This window comes from Streptomyces sp. NPDC091682 (assembly GCF_044756625.1).
Taxonomy (GTDB): Bacteria; Actinomycetota; Actinomycetes; order Streptomycetales; family Streptomycetaceae; genus Streptomyces.
Map to the genome: position 1 here is coordinate 1 of NZ_JBIVTH010000024.1, position 17,397 is coordinate 17,397.

A 17,397-nucleotide genomic window follows, 5' to 3' on the forward strand; every position below is an offset into this window, starting at 1 on the left:
GCTTCCTTTGTACTCACCCCCGCGACATCCGCTGGGGCTTTCCTCCGGGCTTTCGTTCTGCTGTCTTGCGTTTCCGACTCTATCAGACTCTTTCGTGTCCGACTTCCTCGGCGCTTTCCAGGTTTTCGCTTTCGCGCTTTCCCTTTCCGGCGAGTCCGACTCTATCAGATCCTTTCGGGCCTGACCCCCAGTCAGCGGGGCTTGTCCTCCGGGCTGTTAGGCCCTTTCGACGAGTGAGACAGTAGCGGATTCCTTGCCTCCGAACCTAATCGGCGGCTGCGTCCTGGAACGCGGATTCCTCATTCGCAAATACGCATGAAAACGAGACGACGGAGTGCGTCGTTCGTTCGAATGTGTAGTGCGGGATGGCTGTCCGGGGACCGACCGGGGTCGGCGCTCACTTCGGACAACTCGAAGAACCTTACGGACCGGGCACACCAGTGTCAACCCCCAACTGGCCCGCCGCGCGGGATCCGCCAAACTCCCTCCGCCTTCAGCCCCTTCGGTCTACGCTGGACCCATGACTACGCATGCGCTCACGCTCAGCCTTTGCTGGTGGGCCGCCTGACGGCGGCCGACCTTCACGCGAGCACGCATGCGCTCACGGCCGCCGCTACGGCGGCCGTTTTCGTTTCTCCCCTCCCGGGAGTGGCTCGGTCGCCCGGCGCGGTGGCCACCGGCACCACTCACACACAGGGAGAGCAGGACATGACGACGACGAGAATCTTCAGCGGGATCAAGCCCACCGGGCACCTGACGCTGGGCAACTACCTGGGGGCCGTGCGGCAGTGGGTCGAAGCCGACCTGACGCCCGAGTCCGCGCTGTTCTGTGTCGTCGATCTGCACGCGCTGACCGTCGAGCACGAGCCGGCGCGCGTACGAAGGCTCAGCCGGCAGGCGGCGACGCTGTTGCTGGCGTCCGGGCTGGATCCGCAGCGGTGCACCCTCTTCGTGCAGAGCCACGTCGACGAGCACACCCGGCTGGCGTACCTGCTGGAGTGCACTGCCACCGACGGGGAGCTGCGGCGCATGATCCAGTACAAGGAGAAGGCGGCGAAGGCGCAGGTCTCCGGGGAGGGCGTGCGGCTGTCGCTGCTCACCTATCCCGTGCTGATGGCGGCCGACATCCTGGCGTACGGCGCGCAGGAGGTGCCGGTCGGGGAGGACCAGCGGCAGCACGTCGAGCTGACCCGGGACCTGGCGGTGCGGTTCAACCAGCGGTACGGGCACACCTTCACCGTGCCGAAGGCGACGCTTCCGGCAGTGGCCGCGCGGGTCATGGACCTGCAGGATCCGACGTCGAAGATGGGGAAGTCCCACGAGAGCGGGGCCGGGATCGTCTATCTGCTCGACGAGCCCGGGGTCGTGCGCAAGAAGGTGATGCGGGCGGTCACCGACAGCGGGGACGACGGGGTGGTCTACGACCGGGAGGCGCGGCCGGGAGTCGCCAATCTGCTGGACATCCTGGCGGCGTGTACCGGGGGTGATCCGGCCCTGCTCTCCGAGGGTTACAGCGGCTACGGGGCGCTGAAGCGGGACGTCGCCGACGCGGTGGTCGAACTGCTGCGGCCCGTACAGGAGCGGCACGCGGAGCTGGCGGGCGATCCGGCCGAGGTGGAGAAGGTGCTGCGGGAGGGTGCCGGGCGGGCCAGGGAGCTGGCGCGGCCGGTGGTGGACCGGGCGTACCGGGCCATCGGGCTGCTGGAGCCGTGACGGGTGGGGCCCCGCTTGCCGCGGGACCCCACCGTACGGACGTCTTAGCTGTTGCCGGAGGCGAGCTCGCGGCTGCGGTCGCGGGCCGCTTCGAGGGCGGCGATGAGGGCGGCGCGCACGCCGTGCTTCTCCAGTTCGACGATGGCGTTGATCGTCGTGCCGGCCGGGGAGGTGACGGCCTCGCGGAGCTTGACCGGGTGTTCGCCGCTGTCGCGCAGCATGACGGCGGCGCCGATGGCAGCCTGGACGATCAGGTCGTGGGCCTGGGCGCGGGGCAGCCCGAGGAGGATGCCGGCGTCGGTCATGGCCTCGACGAGGAAGTAGAAGTACGCGGGGCCGGAGCCGGAGAGGGCGGTGGCCGCGTCCTGCTGGGACTCGGGAACGCGCAGGGTCTTGCCGACGCTGCCGAAGATCTCCTCGGTGTGGGCGAGGTGCGCCGCGGTGGCGTGGCTGCCTGCGGAGATGACGGACATGGCCTCGTCGACGAGCGCGGGGGTGTTCGTCATGACGCGGACGACGGGGGTGCCGGGGGCGAGCCGCTCCTCGAAGAGGGCGGTGGGGACGCCGGCGGCGCCGCTGATGACCAGGCGGTCGGCGGGGACGTGCGGGGCGAGCTCGTCGAGGAGCTTGACCATGTCCTGGGGCTTGACGGTGAGGATGAGGGTGTCGGCGCGCTTGGCGGCCTCGGCGTTGGAGACGGCCTCGACCCCGTAGCGGGTGCGCAGTTCCTCGGCCCGTTCGGTGCGGCGGGCGGTGACGAGGAGCTTCGAGGCGGGCCAGCCGCCGCGGATCATTCCGCTGAGCAGGGCCTCGCCGATCTTGCCGGTACCGAGGACTGCGACTGTCTGGGTCATTCCCGATCCACCTCGCCGAACAGTTCTTGCGCGTGAGCTACGTATACGTCCTCATCCTTGCACCCGGGCGGGGAAGCGGGAGGCGCTGTCCGGAGTGCGGTCAGGCCCGTAGGTGTCAAGGCGTCCGGCGGCGGAGGGTGACCGCGCCGAGGGCGAGGACGAACAGGGCGCAGGCGGCGACGATCGCGGCGTCGCGGACGAAGTCGGCGGTCATGTCGGTGTGGGTGAGCACCTGGGTCATGCCGTCGACGGCGTAGGACATGGGCAGGACGTCGGAGAGTCCTTCGAGGACGGGGTGCATGGTGTCGCGGGCGGCGAAGAGGCCGCACAGGAGCAGCTGGGGGAAGATCACCGCCGGCATGAACTGGACGGCCTGGAATTCGGAGGCGGCGAAGGCGGAGACGAAGAGTCCGAGCGCGGTGCCGAGGAGGGCGTCGAGGAGGGCCACGAGGAGGAGCAGCCAGGGGGATCCGACGACGTCGAGGCCGAGGGCCCAGAGGGCGAGGCCGGTGGCGAGCAGGGACTGGAGGACGGCGACCGCGCCGAAGGCGAGGGCGTAGCCGGCGATGAGGTCGCCCTTGCCGAGCGGCATGGCGAGGAGGCGTTCCAGGGTTCCGGAGGTGCGTTCGCGCAGGGTGGCGATGGAGGTCACCAGGAACATGGTGATGAGGGGGAAGATCCCGAGGAGCGACGCGCCGATGCCGTCGAAGGTCTTGGGGCTGCCGTCGAAGACGAAGCGCAGCAGCGTGAGCATCAGTACGGGGATCAGGAGCATCAGCGCGATGGAGCGCGGGTCGTGGCGGAGCTGGCGCAGGACGCGGGCGGCGGTGGCGGCGGTGCGGGCGGCGTTCATCGGGTCTGCTCCCGGATGGCGGTGACGTTGGCGGCGGCGGCTTCGGCGTTGGCATTGGCATTGGCTTCGTCGACGAGGCGCAGGAAGCCCTCTTCGACGGTGGTGGCGTGGGTACGGGTGCGCAGTGCGTCGGGGGTGTCCTGGGCGAGGATGCGGCCCTCGCGCATGAGGAGCAGGTCGTGGCAGCGCTCGGCCTCGTCCATGACGTGGGAGGAGACGAGGATCGTCGCGCCGCGGGTGGCGGTGATGTCGTGGAAGAGGTTCCACAGGTCCCGGCGCAGGACGGGGTCGAGGCCGACGGTGGGTTCGTCGAGGACGAGGAGTTCGGGGGTGCCGAGCAGGGCGACGGCGAGGGAGACGCGGCTGCGCTGGCCGCCCGAGAGGTTGCCGGCGAGGACGCCGGCGCGGCTGGTGAGGTCGACGTCGGTGATGGCGCGGGTGACGGCGGCGGCGCGGCGGTCGGCGGCGGCGCGGCCGGGGTCGAGGACGGCGGCGAAGTAGTCGAGGTTCTGTCGGACGGTGAGGTCGTCGTAGACGCTGGGCGCCTGGGTTACGTAGCCGATGCGGGAGCGGAGCCGGGGGTGGCCGGCGGGGTCGCCGAGGACGTCGAGGGTGCCGGTGACGTGGGCCTGGGTGCCGACGACGGCGCGCATGAGGGTGGATTTTCCGCAGCCGGAGGGGCCGAGGAGGCCGGTGATGCGGCCGCGGGGGACGTCGAAGGCGAGGGAGTCGAGGACGGTGCGGAGGGTGCGGCCGGTGCCGCGCCGGACGGTGAGGTCCCGGGCGTGGACGGCGGCCGGGTCTCCCTCGGCCTGGTTATTCATCATGTGATGAATAATGCTCCTGGCGGTGCCGTGCCGTCAATCGCCGGGATGGATGCGGGCTGTCTCCTGCTGCTGCGCCGCCGCGAGCGGCGCCGGGCTACTTCTTGCGCTTGGACCGGCGGGCGGCCGGGTTCCCCGTACGGGTGCTGCGGCGGCGTGCGTATTCGGCCCGGGCGCGCTCGTACTCGGCGCGGCGGAGCTTCTCGCCCGGCGCCTCGCCGAGGCAGCGCAGGAAGTACGCGATCAGGGAGCCGATGAAACCGATCGCCTTGAGGCCCTTGAGGGCGGCCTCGTCGGAGGACGGGGCGGGGCGACTGCTGTAGGAGGCCCAGGTCTTGGTGAAGGCGATGGAGCTGGCGATCGCGAAGAGGATGACGACCGAGATGCTGAGGAAGGGGCCGACGTTGCCGATCTCCAGGCCCTCGTAGGCGAAGCGGAGCATCATGGCGGAGGCGATGGCGGTGGCCAGCGAGCCGATGGCGAGAGCGACGCGGCGCAGCGCGTAGCCGCCGTCGTGCTCGACCCAGGTGGTGCCGAAGAACGGGATCGGCTCGGGCTGCGGGCCTGCGGGCACCGCGGCCGGCTCGGCCGGCTCGGCGTGGGTCTGGTCTCGCTGGTCGTCGCTCACGTCAGCGATTATCCCTCGCCGGGCCGGTCGGGCCGGGTGTGTCTCACGTGTCAGACGGGTCGCCGGGACACGCCGGGCGCGCCGCGCCGCCCGCCGATCGCCGGGCCCGCTCCGGGACGGTCAGCCGCACTGGTTGGTGACGTAGCCGTCACTGCCGGTTCTCACGTACGCGTCGGAGACGAACCGGCCGTTGCCGACGCAGTCCCAGATGTCCGTCGTGCCGTACGGACCCGAGACGGTGGTGCCCTCGCACTGGCAACGGAGCGAGACGATCGCTCCGAGCGGCAGGACCTCGATGATCGGGTAGTTGGTGCCGGGCCCGTTGCGGACGTTCAGCCGGGCGCCGGGAGCGACCGGGAACATCGGGTAGCCGGAACCGGAGGCCGCGCTCTGGATCTGGCTGGAATCCTTCTCAACTGACATGCAAAATCTCCCCCCATGGCTGTTGCACTGCGCAACTCGCGCAGGGTAGCAGGACCTTGAAGATGCGCAGGGGTCATCGACTAGGCTCCGACGGGGGTGGTGAGCGGTGCATTCGCTGCGCGCGGACTACGTGGGCTTTCCGGAGTACGCCGGGCAGTACCGGCTCGAATCGGTGCTCGGCTCCGGAGGGATGGGCGTCGTCCATCTGGCCACGTCCGACTCGGGGCTGAAACTCGCCGTCAAGATCGTGCACGCCGAGCACGCGGTGGATCCGGAGTTCCGGGCTCGGTTCCGCCAGGAAGTCGCGGCCGCACGGCGGGTGAGCGGGGCATTCACCGCGCCCGTGGTGGATGCCGACCCCGATGCCGAACGGCCTTGGATGGCAACGCTGTTCATCGACGCGCCGACGCTCGCCGAACGGGTACGGGAACACGTCCTCGACCCCGTGGAACTCGCCCGGCTCGCCGCCGGCCTGAGCGAGGCCCTGCGGGACATCCACCGGGCCGGAGTGGTGCACCGGGACCTGAAACCCAGCAACGTGCTGATGGCTCCGGACGGCGTGCGGGTCATCGACTTCGGGATCTCGCGTCCGGCGGACAGCGACCTGCGGACCGAGACCGGGAAGCTGATCGGCACTCCGCCGTACATGGCGCCCGAGCAGTTCCAACGACCGCGGGACGTGGGGACGGCCGCCGACGTCTTCGCCTTGGGGTCCGTGCTCGTGCACGCGGCGACGGGGCACGGACCGTTCGACTCGGACAGCCACTACCTGGTGGCGTACCAGGTGGTGCACAGCGAGCCCGATCTGACCGGGCTGCCGCGGCGGCTCGTACCGCTCGTCGCCCGGTGCCTGGCGAAGGATCCGGAGCAGCGGCCCACCGCCGAGGAGCTGATCGCCGAGATGCGGGCGATCGCGTACCCGACGGCCGAGGAAACCCAGGCCTTCGTCCCCCGGCAGCGGCAGCCCGCCGACTCGGAGCAGATCACGCACCAGCGGGTACGGAGCGCCGTCGAACCCGGGACGGCCGCCGGACGCCGGGCCCGCCTGGCCGTCGGGATCGGGGTCGGGCTGCTGCTCACTGGCGCTGCCGCAGTCGGCGGGTACTGGCAATTCGGAACGGACGGCGGACACCCCGGCCAGATCGCCGCGCAGGCTGATCCTGCACCGCAGAAGAGCTTCGCGCCCTGGGCCGTCCCCTTGGGGAAGCCCGGTACGGGCAGCCGGATCGGAGCCTGCTCCTGGCAGTCGCAGGCCCTCTACTGTGCCGGTCCGGGCCTCGTCGCGGCCCGCCTGAACCCCGCGGACGGCACGACCCTGTGGGCGGTGGAGGCGACCACCGAGGCGCCCCGGACGAAGGCCCTCCGTGCGCCGCTACACGCGGGCGGGCAGGTCCTCGTCGTGGCGCCGGACTACGAGACCCTCCAGGCGCTGGACCCGGGCACGGGAACGGAGACCTGGAGGCGGAAGCTGCCGGGCGTCACACAGGTGGTGACAGCGGGCGGGCAGGTCCTGCTCTTGGGACCGACCGGCAGCGTCACTGCCCTGGACGCGGCCACCGGCACGCCGCGCTGGACCCAGCAGATCGGCGGGGCCGGTGCCGAGTGGTGGGGCGGCACGGACGAGCCCGGAGCCCCCGGGGGGCTGTACGTGGCGACACCCGGGAGCGACAGCGGGTCGACCCAACTCGCCGCGGTGGACCCGTCGAACGGGACGGTGTGCTGGCAGCTCCGGACGGCGGGGCGGCTGCGCCCGGTCGGCGTGGCGCAGGGCGGGCTGTACCTGCTGGACCTCGACGCGTCCTCCCGGACCGGCGCGGTCGTGCGCGCCGACCTGGCGGGGCACGGGGTGCAGCGCGTGCAACTGACAGCGCCGGTCTACGACGCGGAACCGGCCGTGGGCCAGGACGGCACCGTGTACCTCTTCGGGACCTCGGGCACGCTGGTCGCGGTCGGAGCGGCCAAGGAGCAGTGGCGACTGGAGACGGGCGTGGCCGTGGCCTCCCGACCGGTGTTTGCCGACGGCCGGGTGTTCCTGATGACCCCGGACGGGCGGCTCCTGGCCTTCGACGCGGCCAACGGGCGTGCTGCGGGACAGACGAAGCCGCGCATGGCCGACACCAGCGCCAAGTACACCTCCACCTTGCCCGCGCCCGCGGTCGGCGGTGGGCGGGTGTTCACGGGGGCGCCCGACGGGTCAGTGTTCGCGGTGGCCGCAGGGGATCCCGGCGCCTGGTGAGACGCCGGCGCCCCCGCACCGGAGGGTGCGGGGGCGCCGGCCGGGTCGGTCGTCAGCCCAGGAGGGAGACGTCGCGGACCGCGCCCTTGTCGGCGCTGGTGGCCATCGCGGCGTAGGCGCGCAGGGCTGCGGAGACCTTGCGCTCGCGGTTCTTCGGGGCGTAGACGCCGCCGAGGGCCGCGTGGCGGGCCGCCAGGGTGGCCTCGTCGACGAGGACCTCGATGGACCGGTTCGGGATGTCGATGCGGATCCGGTCGCCGTCCTCGACGACCGCGATGGTGCCGCCCGAGGCCGCTTCCGGGGAGGCGTGGCCGATGGACAGGCCCGAGGTGCCGCCGGAGAAGCGGCCGTCCGTCACCAGGGCGCAGGACTTGCCGAGGCCGCGGCCCTTGAGGAAGGAGGTCGGGTAGAGCATCTCCTGCATGCCGGGGCCGCCCCGCGGGCCCTCGTAGCGGATGACGACGACGTCGCCCTCCTTGATCTGCTTGTTGAGGATCTTGTCGACGGCCTCGTCCTGGGACTCGCAGACGACCGCCGGGCCCTCGAACGTCCAGATCGACTCGTCGACGCCGGCGGTCTTCACGACGCAGCCGTCGACGGCGATGTTGCCACGCAGCACGGCGAGGCCGCCGTCCTTGGAGTACGCGTGCTGCACCGAGCGGATGCAGCCGCCCTCGGCGTCGAGGTCGAGGGTCTCCCAACGCTTGGACTGGGAGAAGGCGGTGGCGGAGCGCTCACAGCCGGGGGCCGCGTGCCACAGTTCCATCGCCGTGTCGCTGGCCGTGCCGGAGCGGGCGTCCCACTTCGCGAGCCAGTCCTCCAGGCCGTCCGAGTGGACGGTGGTGATGTCCTTGTTGAGGAGACCGCCGCGGTGCAGCTCGCCGAGGATGGCGGGGATGCCGCCGGCGCGGTGGATGTCCTCCATGTAGTACGTGCCGCCGGGCGCCACGTTCGGCGCGACCTTGGCCAGGCACGGGACGCGGCGCGAGACGGCGTCGATGTCGGTGAGGTCGTAGTCCAGGCCCGCTTCCTGCGCGGCGGCCAGCAGGTGCAGGATCGTGTTCGTGGAGCCGCCCATCGCGATGTCGAGGGCCATGGCGTTCTCGAAGGCCTCGCGGGTGGCGATGCTGCGCGGGAGGACGGACTCGTCGCCGTCCTCGTAGTAGCGCTTGGTGATCTCCACGACCGTGCGGCCGGCGTCCTCGTACAGGGCGCGGCGGGCCGTGTGCGTGGCGAGGACCGAGCCGTTGCCGGGCAGGGCCAGGCCGATGGCCTCGGCGAGGCAGTTCATCGAGTTGGCGGTGAACATGCCGCTACAGGAGCCACAGGTCGGACAGGCGTTCTCCTCGATGCGGAGCACGTCCGCGTCCGAGACGTTCTCGTTGGAGGCGTCGACCATGGCGTCGATCAGGTCGAGCTTGCGGACGGTGCCGTCGACGAGGGTGGCCTGACCGGCCTCCATCGGTCCGCCCGAGACGAAGACGACCGGGATGTTGAGGCGCATGGCGGCCATCAGCATGCCGGGGGTGATCTTGTCGCAGTTGGAGATGCAGATCAGCGCGTCGGCGCAGTGCGCCTCGACCATGTACTCCACGCTGTCGGCGATCAGGTCGCGGGACGGCAGGGAGTACAGCATGCCGCCGTGGCCCATGGCGATGCCGTCGTCGACCGCGATGGTGTTGAACTCGCGCGGGATCGCACCGGCGGCACGGATGGCGTCGGAGACGATGCGGCCGACGGGGGCCAGGTGGGTGTGACCGGGGACGAACTCGGTGAAGGAGTTGGCGACCGCGACGATCGGCTTGCCGATGTCCGCGCTCGCTACGCCCGACGCGCGCATAAGCGCACGCGCGCCTGCCATGTTGCGGCCGTGGGTGACGGTGCGGGACCTCAGCTCGGGCATGCGGTTTCACTCCCCATGAGAGCGGCTGTACGGTCAGCCGCGACTGCGGATATGGCTCAGCTACGAGGCTACGCCCACCGCCCGCGATCCGGACACCGTGTCCGGATGCCGGGACGGCGGGCTCATTCCTCGGTCAGGTACCGCTGGAGCGTGGGCGCCACGAGGGCCACGATCTCCTCCGGGTCGGCGGAGGCGAGGGGCTCCACCTGGACCACGTACCGCAGGATCGCGATGCCGACCATGTGGGAGGCGGCCAGCTCGGCACGGAAGGTCGGGTCGGAGACGTCGAGGTCTGCGGCGACCCGCTCCAGGACCCGCCGCAGCACCAGCCCGCGCAGCACCTTCGCGGCGGCCTCGTGCGTCAGCGCGGACCGGATCACCGCGAGCAGCGGTGCCCGGGTGGCCGGGTTCTCCCAGACGCCGAGGAAATAGCGCGCCAGACGCTCTCCGATGCCGTCCGGCCCCTCCCCCACGACGGCGGGGACCACCAGGGCCGGCTCCATGCTGATCTCGATGGCCGCGGCGAACAGGTCGTCCTTGCTGCCGAAGTAGTGGTGCACCAGCGCCGGGTCCACGCCGGCGACCTTCGCGATGCCGCGCACGGACGTCTTGTCGTACCCGCGCTCCGCGAACACCTCGCGGGCGGCGAGCCGGATGCGCTCCTGGGTGCCGGGGCCGTCGTCGGCCTCGTCCTGCCGGGGCCGGCCGGGGCCGCGGCGGCGCGGCTTGGGTGCGTCAGGGGCATCGGTCACGGCCGGCGGGCCCCGTCGCGCTCGGTGCTGGCGGTGGCGAGGTGCAGGCGGGTGAAGGCCAGCGCCTCGGCGAGGTCGGCCTCGCGCTCGGCGGAGGACATCGCCCGGCGGGTGTTGACCTCGATCACCACGTGCCCGTCGAACGAGGTCCGCGCGAGGCCCTCCAGCAGCTCGGCGCAGGGCTGCGTCCCGCGGCCCGGGACCAGGTGCTCGTCCTTGGCCGATCCGTTCCCGTCGGCGAGGTGGATGTGCGCGAGCCGGTCGCCCATCCGGTCGATCATCGCGGAGGCGTCGGTACGGGCGGTCGCGGTGTGCGACAGGTCGACGGTGAAGTGGCGGTAGTCGTCCTTCGTCACGTCCCACTCGGGGGCGTAGGCGAGCATCTCGCGGTCGCGGTAGCGCCACGGGTACATGTTCTCCACGGCGAACCGGACGTCGGTCTCGTCGGCCATCCGCCAGATGCCGGTGACGAAGTCCCGCGCGTACTGGCGTTGCCAGCGGAAGGGCGGGTGCACGACCACGGTGCTCGCCCCGAGCCGCTCGGCCGCGGCCTGGGCGCGCTGCAGCTTGGTCCACGGATCGGTGGACCAGACCCGCTGGGTGATCAGCAGACACGGCGCGTGCACGGCCAGGATCGGCACCCCGTGGTGGTCCGACAGCCGGCGCAGGGCTTCGATGTCCTGACTGACCGGATCCGTCCAGACCATCACCTCGACGCCGTCGTAACCGAGGCGCGCGGCGATCTCGAAGGCGGTCGCCGTCGACTCCGGATAGACCGAGGCTGTGGATAGGGCGACTTTCGCGGTCGGGACACGAACTGGTTCTGCCACGAGGACAGGGTACGGGCCCGGGAGCGGGGGTGACCGTGACGCAGGCCACGGGGGCGGCCCACCGACGACCTGTTGCGAGCCGGGGCGCTTGGGGCAGGGAGCCGGTCCGTGGCGTCGCCCGCTCCCGCTGCCGCGGCTCCACTGCGCAACGTCCGCTGCAGGACTATCGCTCCAGCCGCAACCAACACGTCGGCGCAGGCGTCGCATTGATCATGGGACGCGAATGGCTCTTTTCCCTCATCCCCCTGACGATCGGCGTCCTCTTCCTCGCCTTCGGCCTCTACGGCCTGCGCTACAGCCGTTCGGTTCGCCGCCACGGCGTCGATGCCCGGGCTCGGATCGTCCGTCACAAGATCTCGCGCAGCGACGAAGGCACCAAGTTCTACGCCCCGGTTGCCGCTTGGACGGACCGGGACGGGCGGGCCTGCGAACACGCCTCCAGGTTCGGCCGCGGAAAGGTCCCAAGCGCCTTCCGCGTGGGGGCGCAGGTCACGGTGCGGTACGACCCGGAAAGGCCGGACCGGTTCGAGATCGAGGGCTGGGACATGAGGTGGATGGACCTCTTCGCCACCGTGCTGGGGTCGATCTTCACCGCGGGCACGATGACGGTGGTGCTCGTGCGGCTCCTCACCCTCTGACCACGGCCCGGCCGGGCCGTACCCGGAGCGACCGCCGGACGCGGTCGACCAGAAGCGGACGGCGACCCGGGACGGCCCGAGCCCGACCCAAGACGGCCGTCAGACGCTGAGACGCGAGGAGCGCGTGGCGACGGAGCGCGCTCCCCGACCCGGGGCCGGTGTCGATGGGCCCCGCCTGCCGGTCGCACCCCTTCACGCCCGACCGGGCAGGGCGTCTTCGACCGCCCCGCGCCTGAAGGCATCCGCCCGGCCCGACCCGGAAGGACGATGGGACTGACGGGAAACCCCGAACACGTCCCCGACGCCGATCAAGAGGCTCCCGCCCGCCGGAGCCGCCCCGGCCCTCACGCCCCCGGTGCCGGCATGTGGTCCAGCCTGCGCAGGATCACGCCCTCGCGCAGGGCCCACGGGCAGATCTCCAGTTCCTCCACGCCGAAGAGGTCCATCGTGGCCTCCGCCACCAGCGCTCCCGCCAGGAGCTGGTTCGACCGGCCCTCCGAGACGCCCGGGAGGGCCGCGCGCTGGGCCGTGGTCATCGCCGCCAGGCGCGGGACCCACTCCTCCAGGGACTTGCGGCTCAGGTCCCGCTGCACGTACAGGCCGTCCGCCGAGCGGGCCGCGCCCGCGATGCGGGCCAGCTGCTTGAAGGTCTTCGAGGTGGCCACCACGTGGTCCGGCGCGCCGAAGCGGCGGAACTCGCCGACCGTCCGGGCGATCTCCGCCCGCACGTGCCGCCGTAGCGCCCGGATGTCCAGCGCGTCCGGCGGGTCGCCCGGGAGCCAGCCCGAGGTGAGGCGGCCCGCGCCCAACGGGAGCGAGACGGCCGCGTCCGGGTCCTCGTCGATGCCGTACGCGATCTCCAGCGAGCCGCCGCCGATGTCCAGGACCAGCAGCTTCCCCGCGGACCAGCCGAACCAGCGGCGGGCCGCGAGGAAGGTGAGCCGGGCTTCGTCCTCGCCGCTCAGCACCGGCAGGTCGACACCGGTCTCGGCCTTGACCCGCGCGAGGACCTCGTCCGCGTTCGTGGCCTCGCGTACGGCGCTGGTCGCGAAGGGGAGGACGTCCTCACACCCCTTGTCCTCGGCCGCCTGGACCGCGTCGCGGATCACCGAGACGAGACGCTCGACGCCTTCGGGAGTGACGGCGCCGCGCTCGTCGAGCAGCTCCGCCAGCCTCATCTCCACCTTGTGCGAGTGCGCCGGCTGCGGGCGCGCACCAGGGTGCGCGTCCACCACCAGCAGATGGACCGTATTCGAACCCACATCCAGCACACCGAGTCTCATAGGGGGAAACGCTACTGCGAGGAAGACTCGGGGGTTGAGTAAGGGGCGCATAGGCTTGGGTTTGTGCCAAATACGAAGAAGGCCAACAAGACCCGGTCGCAGAAGGACGCGGGCAAGGACACCGACAAGGCAAAGGCAAGGGCCAAGGCGAAGGCCAACGCCAAGGGTGGCAGGGACAAGGCCGCGGTCGCGGGCGACGAGAAGGGGCTCGACTTCCCCCGGGCCTGGGTGGAGTTCCCCGACCCCGCCGACGACGAGCAGGTCTTCCGCTGTGACCTGACCTGGCTGACCTCCCGCTGGACCTGCATCTTCGGCAGCGGCTGCCAGGGCATCCAGGCGGGCCGGGCCGACGACGGCTGCTGCACGCTCGGCGCGCACTTCTCCGACGAGGACGACGAGAAGCGCGTCGCGCAGCACGTCGCCCGCCTGACGCCCGAGCTGTGGCAGTTCCACGACGTCGGCAGCGAGAGCGGGTGGACGCAGCACGACGACGACGGGGAGAAGCAGACCCGCCGCTGGGACGGCGCGTGCATCTTCCTGAACCGGCCGGGGTTCCCCGCCGGGGCGGGCTGCTCGCTCCACATCCTCGCGGTGAAGGAGGGCCGGGAGCCGTTGGAGACCAAGCCCGACGTCTGCTGGCAGCTGCCGATCCGCCGGACCTACGAATGGATCGACCGGCCGGACGACACGCGCGTGCTGCAAGTGTCGATCGGTGAGTACGACCGCCGCGGCTGGGGGCCCGGCGGCCACGACCTGCACTGGTGGTGCACGTCGGCCACCTCCGCGCACGGTGCCGGCGAGCCGGTGTACGTGTCGTACCGCCCCGAGCTGACGGAGCTGATGGGCAAGGAGGGCTACGCCGAACTCGTGAAGCTGTGCGAGGCGCGGCTGTCCTCGCTGCTGCCGATGGCCCCGCACCCCGCGGATCCTGCCTGACCCAGGCCCCTCAGGCCCCTCGGGCCCCTCAGGGCCCCGGCGATGCCGACGGGGCCGGGTCCGGCGCGGGGGAAACCGTTCCGCCTGAGCCCTCCGTCGGGGACGGCTCGGGCGTCGGGGACGGCGGCGGGATCGTCGGCTCCGTCGGGGACGGCGACGGGGTGGAAGGCTGCGTCGGGTCCGGCGAGGGCTCCGGGGTCGCGGGCCGCGTCGGGTCCGGGGTGGGCGCGGGCGTCGCTGCGGGGCGGCCGCGGCCCTGGATGGAGACCACCGCGCCGCTCGGGTCGACCCCGACGCGGGCCGTCCAGGCGCCGACCGGCTGGCCCTCCGGGTCCACGGTGATCCGTAGGGTGACCGATTCTCCTGGGGCCAGCGTGCCCGCGGTGCGGCTCGCGCGCAGCCAGGGGGCGTCGGACCAGAGCCGCCAGTCCACGGGGGCACCGCCAGAAGCGGTGAGGGTGAGCAGGGTGACGGCGCCCTGTGCGGACGCGGCCACCGTGAGGCGGCCGGCACCGCCGGGGTGGTCGGGGGTCGCGGGCGGGCCGCTGCTGATGACCTCGACGGAGACGTCGGAGGTGGTGTCGCTCTGGGCGAAGCCGGGTCCACTGGTGGTGGTGGCCGCGTTCCCGGTGTTCTCGTAGGCGGTCAGCGGGCGGCCGTCGGTCCGTGCGGTCGGGAGCTCGGACTCGCTGGCGGAGATGCGGGTGGCGTCGCCGCCGGGCTCGCCGGTGTCGGGTCCGCCCCGGTACGCCGCCCACAGCGCCAGGACCGGGGCGGCGACGACGGTGGCGACCACGGTGGTGGTCACCACCCGGGCGCGCAGCCGCTCCCGGCGGGCCGCACGGTCCTTCGGGTCCATGGGGAAGCCGGTGCGGTCGAAGCGTGGGGCGGGCCCTCGGCCGCGGCCCCGGCCGGAACGGACCATCGCGGCGTGAACGGCGGTGCGAGGGGCGGGTACGAGGGGGAGCGCGGCGGTGTTGATGCCGCCGGAGCCGGGCCAGGGGCCCGCGGCGCCCACGCGTTCGGCGACGCGCCGACATCGGGGGCAGTCGTCGACGTGACGGACGAGCTCGGCTCGCAGGGTGCTGGAGAGCAGGACGTTGCGGTCGCCCTCGCCGTCGTCGCCGGTGAGCCGGGAGACGACGGGACAGTTGCCGGTCTCGACGACGGCGAGGGCGGCCCGGGTGCGCTCCACCTCGCAGGCGGCTCCGGAGAGCAGCTCACGGGCGGCGGCCGCGGGGGTGCCGAGGACGGCGGCGAGTTCGGGGACGCCGAGCCGGTGGCGGACGGCGAGTTCGAGGGCCTCGCGCTGCTCGGGTGTGGTGCCGGCGGCTTCGGGCCAGGCGAGCCGGGCCAGCTCCGTACGGCGGTAGGCGCTCACGTCAAGGGGCCGATGGGCGTCCTGGCCGGGGTCGGGTGGCATGTCATCACCCGGATCACCCGGCGCACGGTCACGCTCAACATGCGCCGGCGCACGCCGAGCAGAATGCGCTCCCTGGCGCGCGCGCCGCTGATCGGCCAGCCGGTGCAGGCAGCCCCAGCGGGCGAGTGCGTACAGCCAGGCGCGCCGGTGCCCCTCGTCGGGGCAGCGACCGGGGTGCCGCTCGGCCACGGCGAGGACGTCCCCGAGCACGTCGGTCGCGGTGTCGTGGTCGCACAGGACCGACAGGCAGTACGTGAACAGGCCGTCCAGGTAGGGCTCGTGCCGGAACGGCGGCGCCTGCTCGGCCCCGTGGGGCGAGTGCCCGTGCGCCCGGTGTGCGCCGGTGCGCGCTGAGGAGTGTGCCTGGCTGCTGCTGTTCACCTGGCGACCGTAGGCGGCGCGCTGGTAAGGCCTTGGAAGCCTTCGCCACTTTTAGCCCTTACGGGTGAACAGATCGGTGAGGTGCTGACGCATGCCCTGACGTGGTCGGACCGGCGGGGCCTGCCGCCTCGGTCCGCCGCACCCTCCGCACCCTCCGCGCCCCCCGACCGGGACCCCGGTCCGGCCTGTCGGTGCGGGCGGTTACCGTGAACGGCATGGCTGCCCGCACCGCTCGTTCATCCGCCAAGGACCGTCCGTCCTACCGCTGCACCGACTGCGGCTGGACGACCGCGAAGTGGCTCGGCCGCTGTCCCGAATGCCAGGCCTGGGGCACCGTCGAGGAGATGGGCGCGCCCGCCGTACGGACCACCGCCGCCGGCCGGGTCTCGACCGCCGCCCTGCCGATCGCGCAGGTCGACGGCCGGACCGCGACCGCCCGCAGCACCGGCGTGGACGAGCTGGACCGCGTCCTCGGCGGTGGGCTCGTGCCCGGTGCCGTCGTGCTGCTCGCCGGCGAGCCCGGCGTCGGCAAGTCGACCCTGCTGCTGGACGTCGCGGCGAAGGCGTCCAGTGACGAGCACCGGACGCTGTACGTGACCGGCGAGGAGTCGGCCAGCCAGGTGCGCCTGCGGGCCGACCGGATCAACGCCCTCAGCGATCACCTCTACCTCGCCGCCGAAACCGATCTGTCCGCCGTCCTCGGTCATCTCGACGCCGTGAAGCCCTCCCTGCTGATCCTGGACTCCGTACAGACCGTCGCCTCCCCCGAGATCGACGGTGCGCCCGGCGGCATGGCCCAGGTGCGCGAGGTCGCCGGAGCGCTGATCCGCGCCTCCAAGGAGCGCGGGATGGCCACCCTCCTCGTCGGCCACGTGACCAAAGACGGAGCCATCGCCGGTCCCCGTCTGTTGGAGCACCTCGTCGACGTGGTGCTGAGCTTCGAGGGCGACCGGCACGCCCGGCTGCGGCTGGTGCGCGGCATCAAGAACCGGTACGGGGCCACCGACGAGGTCGGCTGCTTCGAGCTGCACGACGAGGGGATCACCGGGCTCGCCGACCCGAGCGGGCTGTTCCTGACCCGGCGGGCCGAGGCCGTTCCGGGCACCTGCCTGACGGTGACTCTGGAAGGGAAGCGTCCGCTGGTCGCCGAAGTACAGGCGCTGACCGTGGACTCCCAGATCCCCTCCCCCCGGCGCACGACCTCGGGCCTGGAGACCTCGCGCGTGTCGATGATGCTGGCGGTGCTGGAGCAGCGCGGCCGGATCACGGCGCTCGGCAAGCGCGACATCTACAGCGCCACCGTGGGCGGGGTGAAGCTCACCGAGCCGGCCGCCGACCTGGCGATCGCGCTCGCGCTGGCCTCCGCCGCCAGTGACGTCCCGCTGCCGAAGAACCTCGTGGCGATCGGTGAGGTCGGCCTGGCCGGCGAGGTGCGACGGGTGACCGGCGTGCAGCGGCGGCTCGCGGAGGCGCACCGGCTGGGATTCACGCACGCGCTGGTCCCGGCGGACCCGGGGAAGGTGCCGGCCGGAATGAAGGTCATCGAGGTGGCCGACATGGGTGACGCGCTAAGGGTGTTGCCGCGCGGCCGCTCGCGTACGCCGGCCAAGGAACGGTCCGCGGAGTAGCCGGCCCGGGGAAAGACCTGCGGAAGACCTGCAGAAGACCTGTGGAAGCCATCGGGGTAGCCCCAGGGGGAGGACCCGGGGGTGGCCCCGAG

The 17,397-nt window shown here is 72.2% G+C and carries 15 protein-coding genes; 5 read left to right on the forward strand and 10 right to left on the reverse strand.

The window, feature by feature from the left end; all coding sequences use genetic code 11:
- The first annotated feature begins 708 nt into the window (after positions 1-708).
- Entirely contained in the window at positions 709-1,713 is a 1,005-nt protein-coding gene (gene trpS / locus ACIQK6_RS35915) for a tryptophan--tRNA ligase (RefSeq protein ID WP_329099781.1), read from the forward strand.
- 44 nt (positions 1,714-1,757) lie between these two features.
- On the opposite strand, the gene proC is transcribed toward trpS, so the two are convergent.
- The 5 genes from proC to ACIQK6_RS35940 all read right to left on the reverse strand — a co-directional run bounded on the left by proC (position 1,758) and on the right by ACIQK6_RS35940 (position 5,295).
- Positions 1,758-2,567, reverse strand: coding sequence for a pyrroline-5-carboxylate reductase (proC, locus tag ACIQK6_RS35920; RefSeq protein WP_329099782.1), 810 nt, complete (start codon positions 2,565-2,567; stop codon positions 1,758-1,760).
- A gap of 115 nt (positions 2,568-2,682) precedes the next feature.
- Complete coding sequence (locus ACIQK6_RS35925) at positions 2,683-3,420, reverse strand: ABC transporter permease (protein ID WP_329099783.1); 738 nt, start codon at positions 3,418-3,420, stop codon at positions 2,683-2,685.
- On the reverse strand, positions 3,417-4,247 hold the full coding sequence (locus ACIQK6_RS35930) for an ABC transporter ATP-binding protein (protein ID WP_329099785.1): 831 nt from the start codon (positions 4,245-4,247) through the stop codon (positions 3,417-3,419). The genes ACIQK6_RS35925 and ACIQK6_RS35930 overlap by 4 nt, the downstream gene beginning before the upstream one ends.
- 94 nt (positions 4,248-4,341) lie before the next feature.
- Positions 4,342-4,872: a hypothetical protein gene (locus ACIQK6_RS35935; protein WP_402696724.1), complete on the reverse strand. Its 531-nt coding sequence runs from the start codon at positions 4,870-4,872 to the stop codon at positions 4,342-4,344.
- A 120-nt stretch (positions 4,873-4,992) separates the two neighbouring features.
- A complete protein-coding gene (locus ACIQK6_RS35940) occupies positions 4,993-5,295 on the reverse strand; it encodes a peptidase (protein WP_329099786.1) in 303 nt (100 codons plus the stop codon).
- Positions 5,296-5,401: 106 nt separating this feature from the next.
- On the opposite strand from ACIQK6_RS35940, the gene ACIQK6_RS35945 reads away from it, so the two are divergent.
- Positions 5,402-7,531 (forward strand): serine/threonine-protein kinase, encoded by a 2,130-nt coding sequence (locus ACIQK6_RS35945; protein WP_402696726.1) that lies wholly within the window; start codon positions 5,402-5,404, stop codon positions 7,529-7,531.
- Between the two features lie 52 nt (positions 7,532-7,583).
- Here the strand turns inward: ACIQK6_RS35945 and ilvD are convergent, their stop codons facing one another.
- The 3 genes from ilvD to ACIQK6_RS35960 all read right to left on the reverse strand — a co-directional run bounded on the left by ilvD (position 7,584) and on the right by ACIQK6_RS35960 (position 11,016).
- A complete protein-coding gene (gene ilvD, locus ACIQK6_RS35950) occupies positions 7,584-9,434 on the reverse strand; it encodes a dihydroxy-acid dehydratase (RefSeq protein ID WP_329099788.1) in 1,851 nt (616 codons plus the stop codon).
- Between the two features lie 122 nt (positions 9,435-9,556).
- Positions 9,557-10,186, reverse strand: coding sequence for a TetR family transcriptional regulator (locus tag ACIQK6_RS35955; protein WP_329099789.1), 630 nt, complete (start codon positions 10,184-10,186; stop codon positions 9,557-9,559).
- Entirely contained in the window at positions 10,183-11,016 is an 834-nt protein-coding gene (locus tag ACIQK6_RS35960) for a sugar phosphate isomerase/epimerase (protein ID WP_329099791.1), read from the reverse strand. The genes ACIQK6_RS35955 and ACIQK6_RS35960 overlap by 4 nt, the downstream gene beginning before the upstream one ends.
- Before the next feature lie 212 nt (positions 11,017-11,228).
- On the opposite strand from ACIQK6_RS35960, the gene ACIQK6_RS35965 reads away from it, so the two are divergent.
- Positions 11,229-11,654, forward strand: coding sequence for a DUF3592 domain-containing protein (locus ACIQK6_RS35965; protein WP_329099792.1), 426 nt, complete (start codon positions 11,229-11,231; stop codon positions 11,652-11,654).
- A 344-nt stretch (positions 11,655-11,998) separates the two neighbouring features.
- Here the strand turns inward: ACIQK6_RS35965 and ACIQK6_RS35970 are convergent, their stop codons facing one another.
- Positions 11,999-12,937, reverse strand: a complete 939-nt coding sequence (locus ACIQK6_RS35970; protein WP_329099793.1) for a Ppx/GppA phosphatase family protein — start codon at positions 12,935-12,937, stop codon at positions 11,999-12,001.
- Between the two features lie 63 nt (positions 12,938-13,000).
- Between ACIQK6_RS35970 and ACIQK6_RS35975 the strand changes: the two genes are divergently transcribed.
- Positions 13,001-13,873 carry a hypothetical protein gene (locus ACIQK6_RS35975; RefSeq protein ID WP_402696729.1) on the forward strand — a complete coding sequence of 291 codons (873 nt, stop codon included), beginning with the start codon at positions 13,001-13,003 and terminating at the stop codon, positions 13,871-13,873.
- Positions 13,874-13,901: 28 nt separating this feature from the next.
- Here the strand turns inward: ACIQK6_RS35975 and ACIQK6_RS35980 are convergent, their stop codons facing one another.
- Positions 13,902-15,677 (reverse strand): BACON domain-containing protein, encoded by a 1,776-nt coding sequence (locus ACIQK6_RS35980; protein WP_329099795.1) that lies wholly within the window; start codon positions 15,675-15,677, stop codon positions 13,902-13,904.
- A 215-nt stretch (positions 15,678-15,892) separates the two neighbouring features.
- On the opposite strand from ACIQK6_RS35980, the gene radA reads away from it, so the two are divergent.
- Positions 15,893-17,305: a DNA repair protein RadA gene (gene radA / locus ACIQK6_RS35985; RefSeq protein ID WP_329099796.1), complete on the forward strand. Its 1,413-nt coding sequence runs from the start codon at positions 15,893-15,895 to the stop codon at positions 17,303-17,305.
- Positions 17,306-17,397 lie beyond the last annotated feature (92 nt).

What these genes read in the sequence shown, in the direction of transcription:
- trpS (WP_329099781.1), top strand. Translation starts at nt 709, where the DNA reads ATGACGACGACGAGAATCTTCAGCGGGATCAAGCCCACCGGGCACCTG.
- proC (WP_329099782.1), bottom strand. Translation starts at nt 2,567, where the DNA reads ATGACCCAGACAGTCGCAGTCCTCGGTACCGGCAAGATCGGCGAGGCC.
- ACIQK6_RS35925 (WP_329099783.1), bottom strand. Translation starts at nt 3,420, where the DNA reads ATGAACGCCGCCCGCACCGCCGCCACCGCCGCCCGCGTCCTGCGCCAG.
- ACIQK6_RS35930 (WP_329099785.1), bottom strand. Translation starts at nt 4,247, where the DNA reads ATGATGAATAACCAGGCCGAGGGAGACCCGGCCGCCGTCCACGCCCGG.
- ACIQK6_RS35940 (WP_329099786.1), bottom strand. Translation starts at nt 5,295, where the DNA reads ATGTCAGTTGAGAAGGATTCCAGCCAGATCCAGAGCGCGGCCTCCGGT.
- ilvD (WP_329099788.1), bottom strand. Translation starts at nt 9,434, where the DNA reads ATGCCCGAGCTGAGGTCCCGCACCGTCACCCACGGCCGCAACATGGCA.
- ACIQK6_RS35965 (WP_329099792.1), top strand. Translation starts at nt 11,229, where the DNA reads ATGGGACGCGAATGGCTCTTTTCCCTCATCCCCCTGACGATCGGCGTC.
- ACIQK6_RS35970 (WP_329099793.1), bottom strand. Translation starts at nt 12,937, where the DNA reads ATGAGACTCGGTGTGCTGGATGTGGGTTCGAATACGGTCCATCTGCTG.
- radA (WP_329099796.1), top strand. Translation starts at nt 15,893, where the DNA reads ATGGCTGCCCGCACCGCTCGTTCATCCGCCAAGGACCGTCCGTCCTAC.